General features: G+C 46.6%; 11 protein-coding genes and 1 pseudogene. 4 read left to right on the forward strand and 8 right to left on the reverse strand.

Annotated features, from left to right (window positions below; genetic code table 11):
- Positions 1 to 319: 319 nt before the first annotated feature.
- From QUB56_RS06865 to QUB56_RS06895, 7 genes and pseudogenes are all read right to left on the reverse strand, one after another.
- Complete coding sequence (locus QUB56_RS06865) at positions 320 to 1,969, reverse strand: hypothetical protein (protein WP_332954304.1); 1,650 nt, start codon at positions 1,967 to 1,969, stop codon at positions 320 to 322.
- Positions 1,970 to 2,010: 41 nt separating this feature from the next.
- Positions 2,011 to 2,381: pseudogene (locus tag QUB56_RS37145) on the reverse strand (DUF3226 domain-containing protein).
- A gap of 173 nt (positions 2,382 to 2,554) precedes the next feature.
- The gene (locus tag QUB56_RS06875; protein ID WP_332954309.1) at positions 2,555 to 3,664 is read right to left on the reverse strand and encodes an AAA family ATPase; all 1,110 of its coding nucleotides are present in this window, start codon (positions 3,662 to 3,664) and stop codon (positions 2,555 to 2,557) included.
- Positions 3,665 to 3,709: 45 nt separating this feature from the next.
- Positions 3,710 to 7,573 carry a cobaltochelatase subunit CobN gene (gene cobN / locus QUB56_RS06880; protein WP_332954310.1) on the reverse strand — a complete coding sequence of 1,288 codons (3,864 nt, stop codon included), beginning with the start codon at positions 7,571 to 7,573 and terminating at the stop codon, positions 3,710 to 3,712.
- Between the two features lie 190 nt (positions 7,574 to 7,763).
- Complete coding sequence (locus tag QUB56_RS06885; protein ID WP_332954311.1) at positions 7,764 to 8,624, reverse strand: EamA family transporter; 861 nt, start codon at positions 8,622 to 8,624, stop codon at positions 7,764 to 7,766.
- Positions 8,621 to 9,358 (reverse strand): ABC transporter ATP-binding protein, encoded by a 738-nt coding sequence (locus QUB56_RS06890; RefSeq protein ID WP_332954314.1) that lies wholly within the window; start codon positions 9,356 to 9,358, stop codon positions 8,621 to 8,623. Before QUB56_RS06890 ends, QUB56_RS06885 begins: the two co-directional genes overlap by 4 nt.
- Before the next feature lie 172 nt (positions 9,359 to 9,530).
- A complete protein-coding gene (locus QUB56_RS06895; RefSeq protein WP_332954315.1) occupies positions 9,531 to 10,343 on the reverse strand; it encodes an ABC transporter ATP-binding protein in 813 nt (270 codons plus the stop codon).
- A 211-nt stretch (positions 10,344 to 10,554) separates the two neighbouring features.
- Between QUB56_RS06895 and QUB56_RS06900 the strand changes: the two genes are divergently transcribed.
- The 3 genes from QUB56_RS06900 to QUB56_RS06910 all read left to right on the forward strand — a co-directional run bounded on the left by QUB56_RS06900 (position 10,555) and on the right by QUB56_RS06910 (position 16,276).
- Positions 10,555 to 13,557, forward strand: coding sequence for a HEAT repeat domain-containing protein (locus tag QUB56_RS06900; protein ID WP_332954316.1), 3,003 nt, complete (start codon positions 10,555 to 10,557; stop codon positions 13,555 to 13,557).
- A gap of 4 nt (positions 13,558 to 13,561) precedes the next feature.
- Positions 13,562 to 14,335: a Uma2 family endonuclease gene (locus tag QUB56_RS06905; RefSeq protein WP_332954318.1), complete on the forward strand. Its 774-nt coding sequence runs from the start codon at positions 13,562 to 13,564 to the stop codon at positions 14,333 to 14,335.
- Positions 14,336 to 14,407: 72 nt separating this feature from the next.
- A complete protein-coding gene (locus tag QUB56_RS06910) occupies positions 14,408 to 16,276 on the forward strand; it encodes a tetratricopeptide repeat protein (protein ID WP_332954319.1) in 1,869 nt (622 codons plus the stop codon).
- A 381-nt stretch (positions 16,277 to 16,657) separates the two neighbouring features.
- On the opposite strand, the gene QUB56_RS06915 is transcribed toward QUB56_RS06910, so the two are convergent.
- Positions 16,658 to 17,284, reverse strand: coding sequence for a L,D-transpeptidase (locus tag QUB56_RS06915; protein WP_332954322.1), 627 nt, complete (start codon positions 17,282 to 17,284; stop codon positions 16,658 to 16,660).
- A 672-nt stretch (positions 17,285 to 17,956) separates the two neighbouring features.
- Here QUB56_RS06915 and QUB56_RS06920 point away from each other — a divergent pair.
- Complete coding sequence (locus QUB56_RS06920) at positions 17,957 to 18,463, forward strand: autotransporter (protein WP_332954326.1); 507 nt, start codon at positions 17,957 to 17,959, stop codon at positions 18,461 to 18,463.
- Positions 18,464 to 18,502 lie beyond the last annotated feature (39 nt).

An 18,502-nucleotide genomic window follows, 5' to 3' on the forward strand; every position in this document is an offset into this window, starting at 1 on the left:
TGAATCGCCACGAGCTGCAAACCCTTATCTGATATCATGTCCGGTCGATTACCCGACCTCAGGTAGGGGCCGGTGAGCCAACAATATCTGCCAACAATCTCCAATCTCAAAAACCCGCCCGGCCGGGATATTACGGTCAATCGATCGGACATGATATGATATCAATTCCGGTTAGATTGGAATGATTAAACCACAGAGGACGCAGAGGATACAGAGGAAGGGAAGAGAGATGAATAATTCCGATGAAGGGCGGATTTGATATCATCTGTCATTCCCAATTCTTGAATCTAAAATCTAAAATCTAAAATCTAAAATCGTATTATCCCTCGGTGCGCCTGGATTTGGGCCGCGGCCAGACAATGCTGGAATCTGTTGCGAGTAGGCGAGAAACTGCGATCGCCCCAAAGCGGTTGAGGTGGCTGGGGTCAAAAAAATAGTCGTTGCGGCCGGGCCACCGCTGCGACAAGTCGCGGAAAGCGAAGCCTTTTTGCCGCGACAGTTGATCCATTCGCTGCCGGAACTGCTGTTCGGCCCACAGGCGAGTTCCGTCTAAGTAGTCGTCGGTGAGGGGCAAATTGACGAAAATTAGGGGAATTTTGCGAGCTTTGGTAAATGCTACAACTGAATTAAAGGCTTTTGCTTGTTTGCCTCCGAGGTTGAAGTCTTTGTAGTCGCGATCGTACTGGCCTGAAACGTAAGCCCGTTCTCGATAATAAGTGTTGGGATTGTACGTGCCTGATATAGGCATGAATCCGTTGGAGTCGATCGCCTCTGCCAATTGGTTGACTTGTCTGATGGCTACAGTTGTCGGCCGCGAGACTGGAATCAATTGTGCTTGAGGGGTTGCACCGTCCGCTGCCATTGGTTTTAACTCATATCTTGCAGCATTCTCGGCAACGGGCAAGATGCCTGTTCCACTAGACTGGAATTTGATTTTGGGGTGGGTGTCGGCAACGGGCAAGATGCCGGTTCCACTAGACTGGAATTTGATTCTGGCGTGGGTGTCTTGCCCGCCCCACAAAGGTCTCTTGACGGAGGTCAATCCTCTGCGGAAAGTGTTGTTAGGGCACCGCTGCGGGAATCTGTAACACTGGGGAATCACGTTGGGTTCATCCGACGGCAGTTCGGGGCGAATGCCTGCTGCTAAAAGTTGGCTGCCTTCAGAATCGACGATCGAATTAAAAGTGCGATCGTCCCGGCCGCTGTTAAATCCCCGCACACCATCCGCCCAGACAATCATTTGAGGCAAGTGATCCGGCTTCAACAGCCGCCGCAGTTGAAAGTCAACTACTTGTGCAGTTGCGCCGTTGACTGAAAAGTTAAATACTTTTAAGCCCGGAGTGCCTTGTTGGGCCAAAGATTGTTTTAGCTGTTTGGGATCGACGCCCTGCAAGGCGCGGGAACTACCGACAATCAAAACATCTGGCGGCCCGACCGCAGCAACGTAGGATAGGTAAAGTTCTAGTTGTTCGTTGAGCAAATCGCTGCTAAAGCTGACTGTACTGGCTTGCGATCGGGTTGCGCCCGCTTGCTGTTGGGAATAAGCCAGGTTTCTCATGTACTCCACCACTTTTTTCTCAGCAAAAGCCCGTCTGGGACTGCCTGGGGGAACCGCTTGCATCCAGGCGACGGCCTGCACCCAGAGGGCGGCTACTTCGTCCCAGTCTTGCTTTGAATTGGCTGATTGAGCCAAATTAGAAGCTTGGGTGGCAAAGTTAACTGACTCCGTAAAGGCATCGTTTTGGGGGCATGAGGGAACGCTGACGGATTTTCTGGATTTGTTGGGGTTTCGAGCGAGAATGGGCTGAGGGGACTGCACAGCGGCAGCAGATTCGATCGAACCAGAAGCCGCTGCGGTGTTGGGCGGCTTGGTTGACGAACATCCCAAAGTTAAAGCTAGCAAGGCGGCTGCGGCGCAGGTACGTTTTAAGATGCTGGTGCTGATGCTAGCAATGTAGCGGCGAATCATAAAGCTTTCAGCGAGCGCGAAATATTACTAGATATTACTAATTATCCGGCGGATCGAGCAGTTAGCTCAAACAGATGTTTTAACCATTCAATAAAAATTAAGGCGATGGGGGAATCGCAGCTAAGCACCTGCGCTGTTATTGCTTGTCCCATCGGCATTGCAGGCGTTTTCTGCCATGCCAGCCAAGTGTGGATTAGCGCTTTGGGATGATGAATTAAACTGTAGCGGTTAAGTCCGGCTTGTTCGAGTTCTTGTAAACCCTGCCTTCGGCAGGGGGAGATTGGGGGATGTCTCGATCGCCGATCGAACTCAGTTTATCTTTAAGAGATTGCCACCGCCCACTTAAATTGCGATCGGCATCAACCACAATTCCCAACCTGCGTAAATTCTCTGCTTTCAATCTTTCTGCCAAGGCATTTAGCAGCGCTTCAACTCCTTCTGTACCTTCTTCTTGCGGTACTTCGACGGAAAATATTTCTGGCAGTTAATATGGCTGGCACAAAGCCCAGATTACCTGTCGGTCATTCTCACCTTATATAAATAAATGTTGAGGTTTTGGTTGAGGAGGTTTTCGTGCTTTTGGCATCAGCGCACCTCAATACTTTGGCGCACTGCAACGGACAATTCATCGGGAGTGTATTCAACTGCACCAATATCCTCGCCGCGCCGGCTCAAGCGAAATAATTTGCCAACCGAACTATCTTCTGACTGTTCTAAGGCTTCTTGAAATGCGGCTATGCAGTCCCAACTGTGGGTAGTGGCAAAGACTTGAACGTTCAATCGCTGCGCTGTTTCAAATATCAATCGCCACATATCAGTTTGCGTTTGATAGTAAAGACCTGTATCAATTTCATCAACCCACAAAAACCCATTCTCTGATGATACGGCTGCCATTGCTATACTAAGAATTCGTCCCATACCATCTCCCATACTGCCAAGAGGAACTGGGTGAGGCTGGTTCCGAAGTTTAAGCAAAATACCACTATTAGAAGTCTGGCGACTGGTGAAACTAATCCGTTCCACATCCGGCTCCAGAATTTGCAATGCTTCTACTACACTTTGTTCTTTCGGTGTGAGTGTTATTCTATCCCACATTACAGACAGTCGCGCAAAGCTTATATTAGTGGTGGTTAGAAAATAATTTTGATTGCTGCTCCCTATAGGAAAAACTAACTTAGATGTGTTGCCCAACCGCAAGTAACGCGAATCGCCTATAGTTCCATCAGTACGGATAGGAATTTTTATTTGGGTATACTGTCCGTATGAAACAACTAGCTCACCGAATAAATCTTCACTTAAAACTAAATCCTCTAATCCAGGAAGTGCCAGTTGCTGGGCAATAGGATTAGGCTGAATTTTTAATGACAGCGGATGCTCTTTTGTAGAGCGGATATGAATAGCCCCATCGAAGTTATTAAGTTGATGACCGTAAAAAATATGTAAAATCTGATAGTGATGCCCAGAAACGACTTCGCCATTTCTTTGTCTAGAAGGCTCGACTGTTAGTTCACCTCTGCTGTTTAGCACCTCAAGTAGAAACTGAATGTTTCCTTCATTAACTAATAAATAAATAGCTTCCAAAAAAGTAGTTTTACCGCTATTGTTCTGACCCACTATCAGATTAACCCTAGCTAGATCGTCGATATAAAAATCTTTAAAACAGCGATAATTTTGGATGGTGAGATCGCGCAACATGGATTCCTCCCATATTAACTATATTCTATCATTTCTCCGTTCAGACTACAAACCAGTATGGGACTCGATGACTGCTTCGGCTTCCAGGGCGATCGACCTCAATTTATCCAATGTATCCTGGTTTGCACTCTCCCACAACCCCCGCTGACGAGCTTCTAGCAATCTTTCCGCCATATCTCGCAGTGCCCAAGGATTGTTTTCTTGAATAAATGCCTGCACTTTCTCATCAAAAATGTAAGCCTCTGCAATTCCTTCATACATAAAATCCTCTACACAATTTGCCGTAGCATCGTAAGCAAACAAAAAATCAACAGTTGCTGCAATTTCAAAAGCACCTTTATAACCGTGTCGCATCGCACCTTCTATCCATTTCGGATTCACAGCCCTACTGCGGTAAACCCGCGCAATCTCTTCCCGCAGTTGCCGCACTTTCGGCTTCTCGGGAATCGAGTTGTCTCCGAAATAGGTTTCAGGATTTTTGCCTTGCAAATTGCGAATTGCGGCCGTCATTCCCCCTTGGAATTGATAATAATCATCCGAGTCGAGGATGTCGTGTTCCCGGTTGTCTTGGTTTTGCAGAACAATTTGCATTTGGCCGAGGCGTTGTTCAAATGCTTCGGGTGCAGAACATCCCCATTCACTCTGTTTAACTCCTGCTACATCTCCCGGCAAATTTGAGGAACTAGAGGAGGTATAGGCGTAACTGCTCCAATTAATGTAAGCTTTTGCTAAATCGCTGTTGTCTGTCCAGTTTTGAGCTTCAATTATGCCTTGAAGTCCTGCGCCGTAAGCACCCGGTTTTGAGCCAAAGACTCGAAATTGCGATCGCCCTTGCGCCTCTTCCTGACTCAAACCTGTAGATTCCCAATACAGAATCTCTGCTTGAACTTGTGCCGCTAAAGGGTTGTTTTCTGCCGATTCGTCTAAAGCTGCCACAGCTTTTACCGCACTGTCAAACAAATCAATTAAATTAAAAAAAGCATCGCGGAAAAAGCCAGAAATTCGCAAAGTAACATCAACGCGCGGCCGCCCCAAAACAGAAACTGGCAATATTTCAAAATCTACAACCCGGCGCGAAGGTCCATCCCAAACTGGTTGAACTCCTATCAGCGCCAAGGCTTCGGCGATGTCGTCTCCCCCCGTCCGCATGGTGGATGTTCCCCACACCGACAAACCCAAAGTTTTTGGATATTCGCCGTTTTCTTGGGTGTATCTTTCGATTAAAGTTTCAGCAGCAACTCTGCCAACTCTCCAGGCGGTTTCTGTGGGAATGGCGCGGATATCTACTGAGTAAAAATTGCGGCCGGTGGGCAATACATCTGGTCTGCCGCGGGTGGGCGCGCCGGATGCGCCGCTTGGTATGTGCCGCCCATCTAGTCCGCGCAAAAGGTTGGTAATTTCTTGGTTTGTTTGGAGGAGTGAAGGTAAAAGATAGTTTTCTATCCAGTTTAATTCTTGTTGGGTTGCTTCGGGGATTTGGTTATTTTTAACCGCAGATGAACGCGGATGTACGCGGATGTTTTTGATTAAGTTATCTACTAATCCAGCAGCTTTTTCTTCGAGTTCTGCTGTTAAATCGCCTGCTGTGCGGTTCTGAATTATCAACGTTGGATCGCAGGTTAAGGGGTCGAAATCGTAGCCTGAGTCTTCTGCTAGGGCGCGGGTTAGGCCCGATCGCCCGTTGGTGGGATGGCGGGCGATCGCAATTATCAAATCTCTCAACTGTCTACCTTCGGGACACTGACCAAAAATGTGCAATCCGTCCCGGATTTGGGATTCTTTGAGTTCGCAAAGATAGCCGTCTGTGCGGGTGATAAATTCTGTAAATTCCGATTTATTTAGTTGGATTCCTAAGTCTTTATCTAAGTTTTCTTTGTTGGTGAGGGCGAGAATGCGATCGCGAATCATGGGCAATCTGGACGGATCTAAACTTTGGGCTTCGCAATACTCGTCGATTAAGGTTTCCAACTGCTGCAAAGGCCCGTAGAGTTCGGCGCGAGTCATCGGCGGTGTCAGGTGGTCGATAATCACAGCTTGCGATCGTCTTTTTGCTTGGGAACCTTCCCCCGGATCGTTGACAATGAAGGGATAAAAATTCGGCACCGCGCCTAGTGCTACTTCTGGATAACATTTGTTAGACAATGCTATACTTTTACCGGGAAGCCATTCTAAATTGCCGTGTTTTCCGGCATGAATTATAGCGTCAATTCCCAACTTTTCTCGCAGCCAATAATAGTAAGCTAGATAATTGTGAGTTGGTTCTAAGTCTGGTGCATGATAGTTCAAACTCGGGTCAATTTCATATCCCCGCGATGGTTGAATTCCCACAAACACATTCCCCAACTGAATCCCCGGAATGGGAAAGTAGGGACAGGGGATTGCCGTTTCCTTCCCCTGGAGGTAGGGAGATGGCATTGCCGTGTCCCTAGGTTGTGTATGACCTTCGGCCAACCCCCATCTTTTACAAATCCCATCTTGCACTTGCTGCGGCAAACTAGCAAAATATTCTTCATATTCTACCAAATCCAAAGATTGATGAACAGGCCGCAATTCGCGTCCTTCCGGGTCATTTGTCACGCCCGAAGTCAGGAGTTCAATTAACTCGTTGCCGCTAGCGGGGATGTTTTCAACTTGATAGCCAGCTTGCTGCATAGCTTTGAGGATTTCGACACAGCTAGCGGGCGTATCTAAGCCGACGCCGTTGGCTAAGCGGGCGTTGCGAGTGGGGTAATTTGCTAGAATTATGGCGATGCGTCTGTTGGCGGCTGGGGTTTGTTTCATTTTCACCCAATTCGCGGTTAAATCTGCTACAAATTGAATGCGATCGCCCGCTGCTACATAGCTTACTACATCTGTTTCTAATTCGCTGTTCCAAGTCTGTACTGCTTTAAAAGAAACAGCCCTAGTAATGATTTTTCCGTCTACTTCCGGCAATGCTACATTCATCGCCACATCCCGGGGCGAAAGTCCCTGAAGTTCCGTTTCCCACTGTTCCAAACCGCCACCGCTGAAGATTGCTTGCAATACGGGAACGTCTAAGGATTTTAAGCTGTTTTGTTCCGGTTCTTGACTGCTGAAACCGGAGACTGCAAAACTTGTGGTGTTGAGCAATAATTGAATGGGTTCTGATTCTTTTGGCTGGAAATATTCCAGCAATTCTATTTGCAAATCTGGTTCCCGCAGAGAAGAGACAAAGACGGGAACTGGTACTAATTTTCGCTCGGCTAGAGCTTGACAAAGTGCATCAATTGGTGCTAAGTTTCCTGATAAATAATGAGCGCGATAAAATAAAATTCCGACTTTAGAGTTAGAAGTAATGTCCCCGTGTCCGCAATATGACGATGAGTCAATTGGCTTTTTCCATTCGTAAATTCCGACGCGGGAAACTGTTTGAGGTAGGGGTGGATTGTAAGCAGTTTTCAGGCAAGTATCGGCTGCAAATTTGAGTGCGTTAACAAAGTTTTGGACTCCGCCTTCTGTAAAGTAGCGCCACAGTTTATTGACTGCTGATAGCGATACATTGGAATGGCTGATTAAATCTGGATCTGGACTGTCTTCTCCCGGCATTACAATCAGTGATGCCTTAGTTTTCTGCACAGTTTCCCGCAGAATTTCTAACCCGTAAGACCAATAAGAACGCCCTCCTAACAGTCTTAATATTATGACCTCTGCGCGTTCTAAAACTTCCTCGGCATAAGTATCAATTGTTAGTTGTTGCTGCAACTGAAGGAGGTTGACTGCGCGCACTTGGGGGAATTTTTGCGGCATTTTGGATGCGGCGGCCGCGAGGGTTTGAATGTCGGTGTCAGCAGCACTAATAAATACTATTGGTGCGGGGGTTTGCTGAATAAAAATTACTCCTTCTGCTTGAGGGTTCCAACCTCCGGGTGTGGCGGCTATTTTGTGCATTAATTTTTTTTATGTTAATAAATAGTTAGAGAAAGTGCGATCGCCTTTACTATAACATGACTTATACATAAATAAAGGCTAGGGCGTGTTTCCCAACCCGGACATCCTCCCCCAACCGAGAGATGGCGGGCACGGGCACCGCCCCTACATTCGGGGCGAGAATTAGCGTCAAAGTCCCGGAAATCTCAACCTATAAACTGATAAATAAAACTCCCAAAATCATGATTCCGGCCCCTAATAATCTTTCTTGAATATCTTTTTCCTTAAAAATGAAATGACCGAACAATACACCCATTAACACGCTAGTACGCTTAAGGGCGATCACTCGCACTACGAAAGTTAATGTCAAAGCTTGCATTTGAAAAATTACTCCAGTAGCATTGATAAACCCCATAGCAGCTAGCATTGGTAATTGTTTGAGAATTTGTCGCCCTGGCTTTGGGGTTTTGTACAATAAAACTGGCAGTAGCAAAACACTCATTGTACCAAACAAAGAGAATACCCAAAAAATAGGGTAGGAATTTGTAACTCCTATTTTGTCACAATTTGAGGCAATACTCCAGAGAAATGCGACGATTAACATCAATTTTGGTCCGGCTTCATTCAGCAGTGCTTTGAATGGAGCTAAATATCCTTTAGATTTCTCTTTGATATTTAATAAATAAGAGCCTGCTACGATTAGTAAAATGCCAATATAATCAAAAAGTTTGGGATATTCACCGACCATTAACGGTGAAGTTAGCAACATAAATAAGGGTGTCAAAGCTACCATCGGTAGTGTCAGGGATAAATCTGATAGTTTGATGGCTTTCATGTAGAGGAGGGCTGTGAGAGCGTTGATGCTACCTCCGGTTAATAGGGCGAGCCAAAATTCCGAGTTTAATGGCGGAATTCCTGTATGAAGTACCCAGGGAATCAAAAAGATGACTGAAAAAAATGAGAAAGACCAAGCGACGACATATTCGTCACTTTTTTGGAGGTTTTGTTTGCCAAAAACGTCTTTGACGGCTTCAAAGAAAGCGGTCAAGATTCCTAAAATTAACCAAGTCAACCTAAGTATGCCCTCCTAACTCGATCGTCGTTTAGCAAATCTGATGCCAAGCCTGTGAGAGTAATGTTACCAGCTTCTAGCACGTAACCCCGATCGGCAATTTGCAGTGCTAAACTGGCGTTTTGTTCCACTAAAAGGATTGTAACGCCCGTGGAGCGCAAGTTTTGAATGATTGCAAAAATTTCTTTGACGATCGCGGGTGCTAAGCCTAAACTAGGTTCGTCTAATAATAGCAGTTTGGGGCGCGACATCAGAGCACGGGCGATCGCCAGCATTTGCTGTTCCCCGCCGCTGAGGGTTCCTGCTAGCTGGCGGCGCCTTTCTGCTAAGCGCGGAAATATCTCAAATTGCCGCTCTAAATCGGCTTTTACGGCCACCGAGTCCGATCGAATATAGGCCCCTAATTCTAAGTTAGCCAACACGGTTTGCTGCGCCAAAACCCTCCGCCCTTCGGGACTGTGGGCGATTCCCAGTTTCACAATTTCGTGAGGGAGACGGCGGGTAATGTCGCGCCCGTTATAAATAATTTGTCCTTGTCGCAAATTAACTATTTTAGAAATAGCTCTCAAAGTGGTACTTTTGCCCGCACCGTTGGCGCCGATGAGACTGACAACCTCGCCCGCATTTATCGTGAGATTAATATTTTGTAGGGTTTGAATGCCACCATAATTTACAGAAATGTTTTTGAGTTCTAAGAGAATGTTTTGGGGTTTTTCTGGCGGGGTGTCGTGCATTTTGTGTGACTTTGAGGTAGATTCCTATTTACCGTTGGGTGGGGGCGGGTTTATGAAATTATTGGTTTTAGGCAATTATTGTTGGTGAAACCCGCCCCTACAGAATGCGTGAGAATGGTGCAAGATGTGAGTTTACTCGTTCCCCGGCTCTGGCTGGGAACACTTAAAATTTCTACATTTCATCTCCCAAATAAGCCTCAATCACAGCCGGGTCATTCCGGACAATAGCAGGCTCGCCCAAGGCAATAAGCTGACCGAAATCCAAGACGGCAATGCGATCGCACAATCCCATAACCAGCGGTACATGATGCTCGATCAATATTACAGTTAAATTGAATTGTTGGCGCACTTCGCGGATAAATTCGCTTAATTTGTGCTTTTCATTGGGATTCATCCCCGCTGCTGGTTCATCTAACAGCAATATTTGCGGTTCTAGGGCTAAAGCGCGGGCAATTTCTAAGCGCCTCTGGTCGCCGTAGGGCAAGTTTTTCGCTTGTTCGCCCGCGCGATCGCCCAATCCGACTAAATCCAACAATTCTAAGGCTTTCCGCTGGGTTTTGCGTTCCACTGCGTTAGACGCTGGCAACCCGAAAATCCCCGCCAGCAGCGATAAAGCTGGATTGCCCGATCGACTGTGGATGTGTCGGGCGATCGCGACATTTTCCACAGCCGAAAGTTCCCCAAACAACCGAATATTTTGAAAAGTTCGGGCAATACCTTTATTAGCAATTTGATAAGGTCGCAGTTTAGAAATATTTTCATTTTGATAAATCAGATTGCCACTCGAGGCAGGTATCAGTCCAGTCATTAAATTAAATAGAGTGGTTTTGCCAGCACCGTTAGGGCCGATCAATCCAAAAATCTCGTGTTTTTGAACTGTAAAAGATACATCGTTTACAGCAATTAAACCGCCAAAGCGGCGAGTTAATCCTTGGGCGGCTAAAACCGGATTGCTGGTGGAGAGGGTAAGGGGTTCGGAAATCATAAACAAATCATAGAATATCAGATATCTAATTATGCCTTAAACTGCGGAATGTTCTGAAAGTGCGGCTTTTTAAGCAGTATTTAGGGCGCTCGATTTCACCACAGACAATCACCAATTTAGATACCCCCGACTCTGAAACCAATTTGATTAGAATGTAGATACAATTATTCAAATGGATGAGACGGCTCATCAAATATGAGGATTCTGGCCCATGACGAAGCACTACCGACCAAGATTAATTGCCGTACTTGTCCTCTCGTTTCTATCTTTCACATCGCCTTTACTGTTAACTCGCAATGCTGCTGCTCAAAACCTGAGCGCATCCAAGGCTAATCCCGAAGAGATTGCCTCCCTCATCGAGAAGTTAAAGACTAACGATGAAAGGGAACTTGATGCAGCTATTAAGAATTTAGGAAAAATAGGTGAACCAGCCATCCCTGCTTTGATGACTGCTTTGCAGGATAAGAATTTGCAAGTCCGCCGGAGTGCTGCCCAGGTTCTGGCAAAAATTGGCCCTCCTGCTATTCCTGACCTTGCTCAAGCTTTGAACAATCCCAATGCAGATGTGCGTAGCAGTGCCGCCTATGCTCTGGAGGGTATTGGTGCAGAAGCTTTAACTGCACTGCCACAGCTAGTTTTCCTGCTTCAAGACTCCAATGCAGATGTGCGTAGCAGTGCCGCCTATGCTTTGGGGGGTATCGGTGCAGAAGCTCAAACTGCACTGCCACAGCTAGTTCCCCTGCTTCAAGACTCCAATCCAGATGTGCGCAGCCGTGCCGCCTATGCTTTGGGGGGTATCGGTGCAGAAGCTAAAACGGCACTGCGGCAGCTAGTTCCCCTGCTTCAAGACTCCAATGCAAATGTGCGCAGCAGTGCCGCCGAGGCTTTGGGGAGAATCGGTCCAGAAGCTATAACTGCACTGCGGCAGCTAGTTCCCCTGCTTAAAGATTCCAATGCAAATGTGCGTAGCAGTGCCGCCTTGGCTTTGGGGAGAATCGGTCCAGAAGCTAAAACTGCACTGCCGCAGCTAGTTCCCCTGCTTCAAGACTCCAATGCAAATGTGCGTAGCAGTGCCGCCGAGGCTTTGGGGGGTATTGGTGCAGAAGCTATAACTGCACTGCCGCAGCTAGTTCCCCGGCTTGAAGACTCCAATGCAGATGTGCGTAGCAGTGCCGCCTTGGCTTTGGGGAGAATCGGTCCAGAAGCTAAAACTGCACTGCCGCAGCTAGTTTCCTTGCTTCAAGACTCCAATGCAGATGTGCGTAGCAGTGCCGCCTCTGCTTTGGGGAGTCTCGGTGCAGAAGCTAAAACTGTACTGCCGCAGCTAGTTTCCCTGCTTAAAGATTCCAAAGCAGGTGTGCGTAGCAGTGTCGCCGAGGTTTTCGACAGTCTCGGTGCAGAAGCTAAAACTGTACTGCCGCAGCTAGTTTCCCTGCTTAAAAATTCTAATCCAGGTGTGAATACGAATGCCGCCAAGGCCTCGGTGAGTATTGCTCTTAGCCTTCAAGGAAAAGCAAATACGCTAACTCCAATGGAGTTAAATCTGGCTGTATCAAACTTAGAATCAGCCTTGAAAATTATGGAAGAACCTAAAGCTAATTTCCAAAAATCAAAGATCGCATATCTCCGTTTATCCCTCAATGTTCTCAAAGCCGAACAAACCGATCGCCTATTCGTAAAATCACTTATCCAAAAACCCTACTTCTGGGGAACCGGAATATACTTATTTTTACTCTTCGGAACCTTTGCCATCCGCCCATTGTGGCTGCTAAAAATTTACGAAACATTAAAACCTATCGCCTTCAAAATACGAGTTATCGGCACAGATATATCCCTCGGCAACTTGATATTTTTAAAATACCATCCCAGAGTTCTCGATGCTTGGGTGGCAGCACACATCCAATCCACGCGAGACGAATTTCAGAAGCGGGAAACAGTGCGCGATCGCCAAATTATCGTCCCCGTCCCCGTCATTCTCGACAACAACACAATTGCCACCCTCAAAGGCAAAGATTTGCAGCCCACATTTGCTCAAAAGCGCGGCTGTTTGTTGATTTGGCAAGAAGGGGGAGCCGGAAAAACCAGTTTAGCTTGTCTGATTGGCAAATGGGCTATGTCGGATACTCCTGAAGAACGCATTTGCAATCATCGCATGCTGCCAGTTCTCATCGAATCAGAACTAAACATGAAAGTAGCAGAAGGTCAACAGCCATTCATCGAAGCAATTCGCGGTCAATTGCAAGATTTAACCGATACTGCCGAGCCGATTTGTGAAGAATTATTAGAAGAGTTGCTCAGACAGCGGCGCATCCTAGTCATCGTCGACAACTTCTCAGAAATGAGCGAACAGACACAAACAGCAATCCGACCGGAAATGCCAAATTTTCCCGTTAATGCTTTGCTTGTAACTTCGCGGCTGGAAGAACCTTTAGGTCTAGTCACGAAGACAGCAATCAAACCCCTCCGCATTGCCGGAAACCGACTGTCATCGTTCATGGAAAGCTATCTCAGCCAACGACAAAAGCGCGACTTATTCAGCGACACAGAATTTTTCAATGCCTGTAGCCAACTATCAACTATAGCCGGCAACAGAAATATCACCGTTTTGCTAGCCAAACTCTATGCCGACCAAATCATTGCCAAGAAAGAAGGCACAACAGACGGCAATTTACCGAATAATATTGCCGAGTTAATGCTGCACTACTTAAACCAACTCAATCGCATCGTAACAGAGAATAAATTGAGCGATTGCACCGTCCACAAAGATGTTAAAATTCTAGCTTGGGAATGCCTGAAGCCTACCTATCGACCCGCAGCCGCCAACCGTCAAAATGCGATAGATGCTCTGGGTGAAGAGAATGCAGAATCGCGGCTCAAGTATTTAGAAGACAAACTCAAAATCATCCAAACAAAAGGTGTAGCCCACGACAAAATCCACTTTCCTTTAGAGCCGGTAGCCGAGTATTTAGCTGCGTTGCATTTGCTAGATATTAACGGCAAAGATGAGAGTAAATGGCAAGGTTTTTTGCAGGTAGCAGACTCACAAAATTCACCAGAAGCGATCAAAAGCTTTCTGTTAGCAGTAAAAGATTGCTATCTCGATAAAATTCCCGGTGCAAAAGATACTGACTTTCTGCCGCAAGAAATCACATCGCGCTATAATATTACAATTGCCGTGCCGCCTCAATCTCCTCAAACCGTATTGCCAGGGTAATCTTATGACGATGTACGTACCGGATTCGCAGCCTTCCCAAACAAAAGTCCTCCCTACGATGTATGATTTACCCGGTGAAGACCCGCAGGAACCAGGTTTGCCTGACGAATTCCACGACTTTCAACCCGAACTGCTGCGTCTAACCTGCCGCCCCCCAAATCATCCACCAGAACAAATATTTATAGCGACATACCTTAATCTCTACTACGATTCTTACCATTTCAATTGGTACAAAAAACCTGATTGGTTTGTCGTTTTGGGGGTTCCGAGATTTGCTCGAGGTGACGAATTGCGTCTGGGCTACGTGATGTGGCAAGAAAAGGTCAGTCCTCTGGTAGTGGTGGAACTGGTGTCACCTGGTACTGAAGATGAGGATTTAGGAATTACAGAAGAAGCACGAGATCAACCCCCTACTAAGTGGCGAGTTTACGAGCAGATTTTGCGGATTCCTTACTACTTTGTTTTCAGTCGGTACAACAATCAACTGAGAGTATTTCGCTTGATTGGCAATCTGTACCGCGAACAAGTTTTAACCGAGTCGCGCTTCTGGATACCGGAATTAGAATTAGGTATAGGTTTGTGGTCCGGTTGTTATCAAGGTTGTTCGAGGTTGTGGCTGCGTTGGTACGATGTCACTGGCGATTGGGTTCTGACTCCAGAGGAGTTTCAAAGACAGCGAGCCCAATTAGAAAGTCAGCGAGCTCAATTAGAAAGTCAGCGAGCAAATCGTTTAGCCGATCGCCTCAGAGAAATGGGCATTAATCCAGATGAGCTGTAAAATTAAGTAGCAGCATGAAATGGTGCAAGCTGCAAGCACTGTCGATAAATATTTATTAAGTAAATATAACTTATGCCAGAATCTACCTCACTGCGCGATCGCTACTTAGCCCTAATCGACAAAATTGTCGAAATCACCCTCAAAGGTCAAATTCGCTCTAAAGAACAAGTCTATCAAATGCTGGTGCAAGACATTAGCACCGGGACCGGCGAAATCTTTGAACGCTGTTTCGGCGAACGCCTTGATGCCGCCGAAAATCAACTCAGAAATGAAAAAGACGAAATTAAACAAGCAAAGGCAAATCGTACCCTCAGAGCTCTCAAAACCATCCAAGGAGAATGGGAACGCTGGCAGAAAGATAACCGCGTCGATCGCGAAATTGCCTCCTCAATCCAACAAATCCTTACCACCGAATCTAACAGCCGTCTCCTGGCATTATTGCAAGTAATCGATCCCAATAAAGAACATCCGCTGACTCTGCCTCAATTGCAGCAATTGGCAAAATCCCTACACCAACAAATGCTGCAAACTGCAAATCCCGAAACCGAGCGAGATTTGCTGCAAATCACGGCTGGTATTGCCAAAGGTTTAGAATCTTGGCAGCGGTTGGAACCGGAACTCGTGGGCTGGATTTATCAGCCGCAGCAGCTAGGATTTTACAGTAGTCCCGAACTAAATGGGCCTTGGGCTTTTTGGGCCAAAAAAGTTAACAGTCCCTTTCCCCAGGATCTCTTCAATACTATTGCCCTCGGTGAATCGGTAGTTCAATTTGCAGCCCGGCAATCGAATTTAGAGTTAGGCGTATTGCTGGAATTAGCGATTATCTTGCAGTGCTTGCAGCGGGCGTTGGCAACATGGTTTGACAAGCAAGTTTACGATGCCAAAGTGTCAACAAAAGCTTCAATTTCTACTTACATTACTTTTGCTGTAATTTGGAGTCAGCTAGCTAGCGGGTTTAATAATTCTACTAAGAGCGGGGAACAGTTGGCCAATGCTTGTTTTCAAGTAACTTTGCAAATTTTGCGCGCTTTTTCTCAGCGGGAATATTTTCCGCTTTACGGCGGGATTTTTGCTTCGTTTGATGGTAAAGCTCTGCGTCATACTTTGGATTATTTAGATGAACCGCTGCGGCGAGTAGAAGGCACTCAAGCAAAAGCTCGGATTCTGACGCTTTTGGGTTATTCGATGCAGGCGGCTGGGGCCTACGAGCGATCGCTCTTGCTGCACAAGCAAGCGCTGGAAATTGCCCGCATGGAAGGAGACAAAGCTTGCGAAGTTGCCAATCTCAATCACATCAGCCGCAACTATGTTGCTCAAAAAAATTATCAGGAAGCGATTAATTACAGCCAGCGGGCTTTAATTATGGCACGACAAACGGGAGAGCGACAAGGCGAGGCAAATGCTCTGGCTAATTTGGGTTACAGCGAAGTGTTTCAAGCGCGGCAGTTGGAGGAGGTGGAGCCGGAGGTTTATGAGAGTGCGATCGGTTATTTGGAACAAGGTTTGTTGCTGTCGGAAAGATTGGGCGATCGCCAAAGTCAAGCTTTTTGTTCCAGCAGTCTCGGTATCGCTAAAATTGCCCTGGAAAATGCTGAAGCTGCGATCGAATATTTGGCAAAAGGTTGGCAAGCTGCCCAATTTTCGGGCGACTTATATTTGCAAGGTCTGAATTTGGCTTATTTGGCTCAAGCTTATTACAGAATCAACGAACTAGAACAAGCGATATTCGCTGGCAGTTTGGGAATGTATACTTTGGAGCAAATTGGGGCGGCGGAGTGGCGCCAATCGGCTGGATTGCTGACAATTTTGCAGGGCCAAATGGGGGCGGAATCTTTTAAAGAGTCTTTGGCGAAAAGTCGAGGGAATATCATTCCGGCGATCGGTGTTGACGGCTACGATTACATCCTGGAATTGTTGGAAGAATATCAGAAATCTATTTAAGGTTGCATTCATTTGCCGCGCGGGGATTAGAAACCGGGTTTCTTCGGAAAATCAACTTGGTTTCTGGTTGATTTTTTAAATAAACCCGGTTTCTTTGCCCTTCAACCTGCCAATAATATCAACTCCGTTAACTGAGGAACTGTAAAATCGAATCAACAGTCAATACTCAACTATCATTCAGTTTTTCGACCCGCGCGTTAACAGTCAATCGATTTTAGATTTTAGATTTTAGATTTTAGATTGAACTTCTAGGAAGAGCCTCAATTGCGGAGGAAAATTGGAGGCACAGCCTCCTTTCTCTGCGTTATCAGGTAGAGCCTGGAAGTCAAACAACACAGTCAACAGTCAACAATAATTCCGGTGCAACCGGAATTGATATAATTAATGCTCAACTATCACGGGTGTGCCAATTGCGACTTTCTCAAATAAAGCCTGTGCGTCTTTGTCAAACATTCTGACGCAGCCGTGAGAAGCCGCCGCCCCGATCGACTCGGGATTCGGAGTACCATGAAAACCAATCACATTCTTGCCATCGGTCCAAAACCCCATCCACCTACTCCCTAATGGATTGTCCGGCCCAGCAGGAATAAGTTCTCCTGTCCAAGGATTTTGCCAAACTGGATCTTTGATCATTTGCATAACTTTAAAATTGCCTGTAGGAGTTTCCCAGCCGCCTTTTCCCACAGCAACCGGGAAACTGGCTTGCACCTTATCTTTTCGGTAAACATAGACGCGACGTTCTCGCAATTTCAGCACTAAACGCACTTCCTCAATTGGATTTACCGGAGGCTTTGGTTCCTGGGGAATATACCGAAATGGTTCTCCCAAGGGCGGCAGTTCTGGGGCTGGGAGATTCGGCAATTGGACCTCGGATGTTAGCCCCTGTGGTGCGATCGCGCTATTACTTGAATTAGCGGCAGCCGCTTGCTGCTGTAGGGCGACCGACAGCGCGGCTGCACTCAAGCTCACCACAATTAACTTGTTAAATAAAAATTTGCTGTTCACCATTGTTTTGTTGACTAAATTCCTCACCAGCACTTCCTACAAATTTCCTATCTCATTATCCGCAAACCGCACCGGATTTGAAAACTTTTGACATGGCTTTTTGACGGCAACTGCGCTGCGCAGTTATTAGTTTCAATTCCACAACTGATAACTTGTAACTCTACACAAAGCTTAGGCAATAATACCAAAAAAACCTGGTTTTTATAGGGGGAGCAGTGGAGAGCCGCGAGAGATTATTGTGAAAAAAACCGGTTTATGCGTAAATCCTGCCAGAAAATGATTAAATTTTACCTCCGATTAATTTGATGTTTGAGCATTGGCCTGCTGGCGATCGGGAATTGAAACTATGGGGTTGCTGCATCCGGAAAGCACAATCTGTCTTTGGGTAGAGTTTCCAGCCCAGCAACAGTTAGGTTGGCTTAAAAAAACTGCAACGGTCGAGCGAACAAACTCAATATATCACGCCAACACTCTATAGATGCCAAGCGCTGAACTTGTTGTAAATCGGGAACTTATGATGTAAAATTTAGTCTTTAAATACTTGTTCGATAATCTTTTTTTGAGATTGTCCTAAATTTCCTACTCTGGGGATTAAACTAGATTAGGTCAAGATGTTGGGACTTTCGCGCAGCGGAAGCCAACCCGACCCTAAATAGCAGTTAATGTGAGGTTTCAATGCGTTTTCAGAACATCAAATTATTGACAGGTGCAACCCTGTCCGTGTTAATTTCGGCGGTCTCAGTACATCCTGCGATGGCTAACCCTGCAACTCAAATAGCCCAAACGCAGACCACCACAACAGCAAACTCTCGAACCATTACCGGTTTTGTCAAAAGTATTGTCGGCGACGTAGTAACAATTCGCGAAGAAAACGCGCCGTACAGGACTCTCAGGATTCAAAGATGCGTCCTGAGAATTATTGGCCTAGTACCGGGAATGAAAGTCAGAGCCACCGTGACCGGGGATCAGGTGCAAAATATCGCCGTAATCTCCGATTATAAGGTGGTAGCCACAACGGTTGCTCGTCCCGCAACCCCAGCACCGGCACCGCGTCCGGCCCCAGAACCCCCTCCCCGTCCGATGCCGGCTCCCCGTCCGATGCCGGCTCCGGCTCCCCGTCCGGCTCCCCGTCCAATGCCGGCTCCGGCTCCCCGTCCGGCTCCTGTGAGAGGACTTTGGTAGAGCTAGGTTATACGATTTTCGATTTTCGATTTTAGATTT

It is taken from the genome of Microcoleus sp. AR_TQ3_B6 (assembly GCF_036702785.1).
GTDB lineage: Bacteria > Cyanobacteriota > Cyanobacteriia > Cyanobacteriales > Microcoleaceae > Microcoleus.

Coding starts and splice junctions, on each gene's coding strand:
- QUB56_RS06915 (WP_332954322.1), bottom strand. CDS start 17,284: ATGGTGAACAGCAAATTTTTATTTAACAAGTTAATTGTGGTGAGCTTG.
- QUB56_RS06865 (WP_332954304.1), bottom strand. CDS start 1,969: ATGATTCGCCGCTACATTGCTAGCATCAGCACCAGCATCTTAAAACGT.
- QUB56_RS06890 (WP_332954314.1), bottom strand. CDS start 9,358: ATGCACGACACCCCGCCAGAAAAACCCCAAAACATTCTCTTAGAACTC.
- QUB56_RS06895 (WP_332954315.1), bottom strand. CDS start 10,343: ATGATTTCCGAACCCCTTACCCTCTCCACCAGCAATCCGGTTTTAGCC.
- QUB56_RS06920 (WP_332954326.1), top strand. CDS start 17,957: ATGCGTTTTCAGAACATCAAATTATTGACAGGTGCAACCCTGTCCGTG.
- QUB56_RS06900 (WP_332954316.1), top strand. CDS start 10,555: ATGACGAAGCACTACCGACCAAGATTAATTGCCGTACTTGTCCTCTCG.
- cobN (WP_332954310.1), bottom strand. CDS start 7,573: ATGCACAAAATAGCCGCCACACCCGGAGGTTGGAACCCTCAAGCAGAA.
- QUB56_RS06905 (WP_332954318.1), top strand. CDS start 13,562: ATGACGATGTACGTACCGGATTCGCAGCCTTCCCAAACAAAAGTCCTC.
- QUB56_RS06875 (WP_332954309.1), bottom strand. CDS start 3,664: ATGTTGCGCGATCTCACCATCCAAAATTATCGCTGTTTTAAAGATTTT.
- QUB56_RS06910 (WP_332954319.1), top strand. CDS start 14,408: ATGCCAGAATCTACCTCACTGCGCGATCGCTACTTAGCCCTAATCGAC.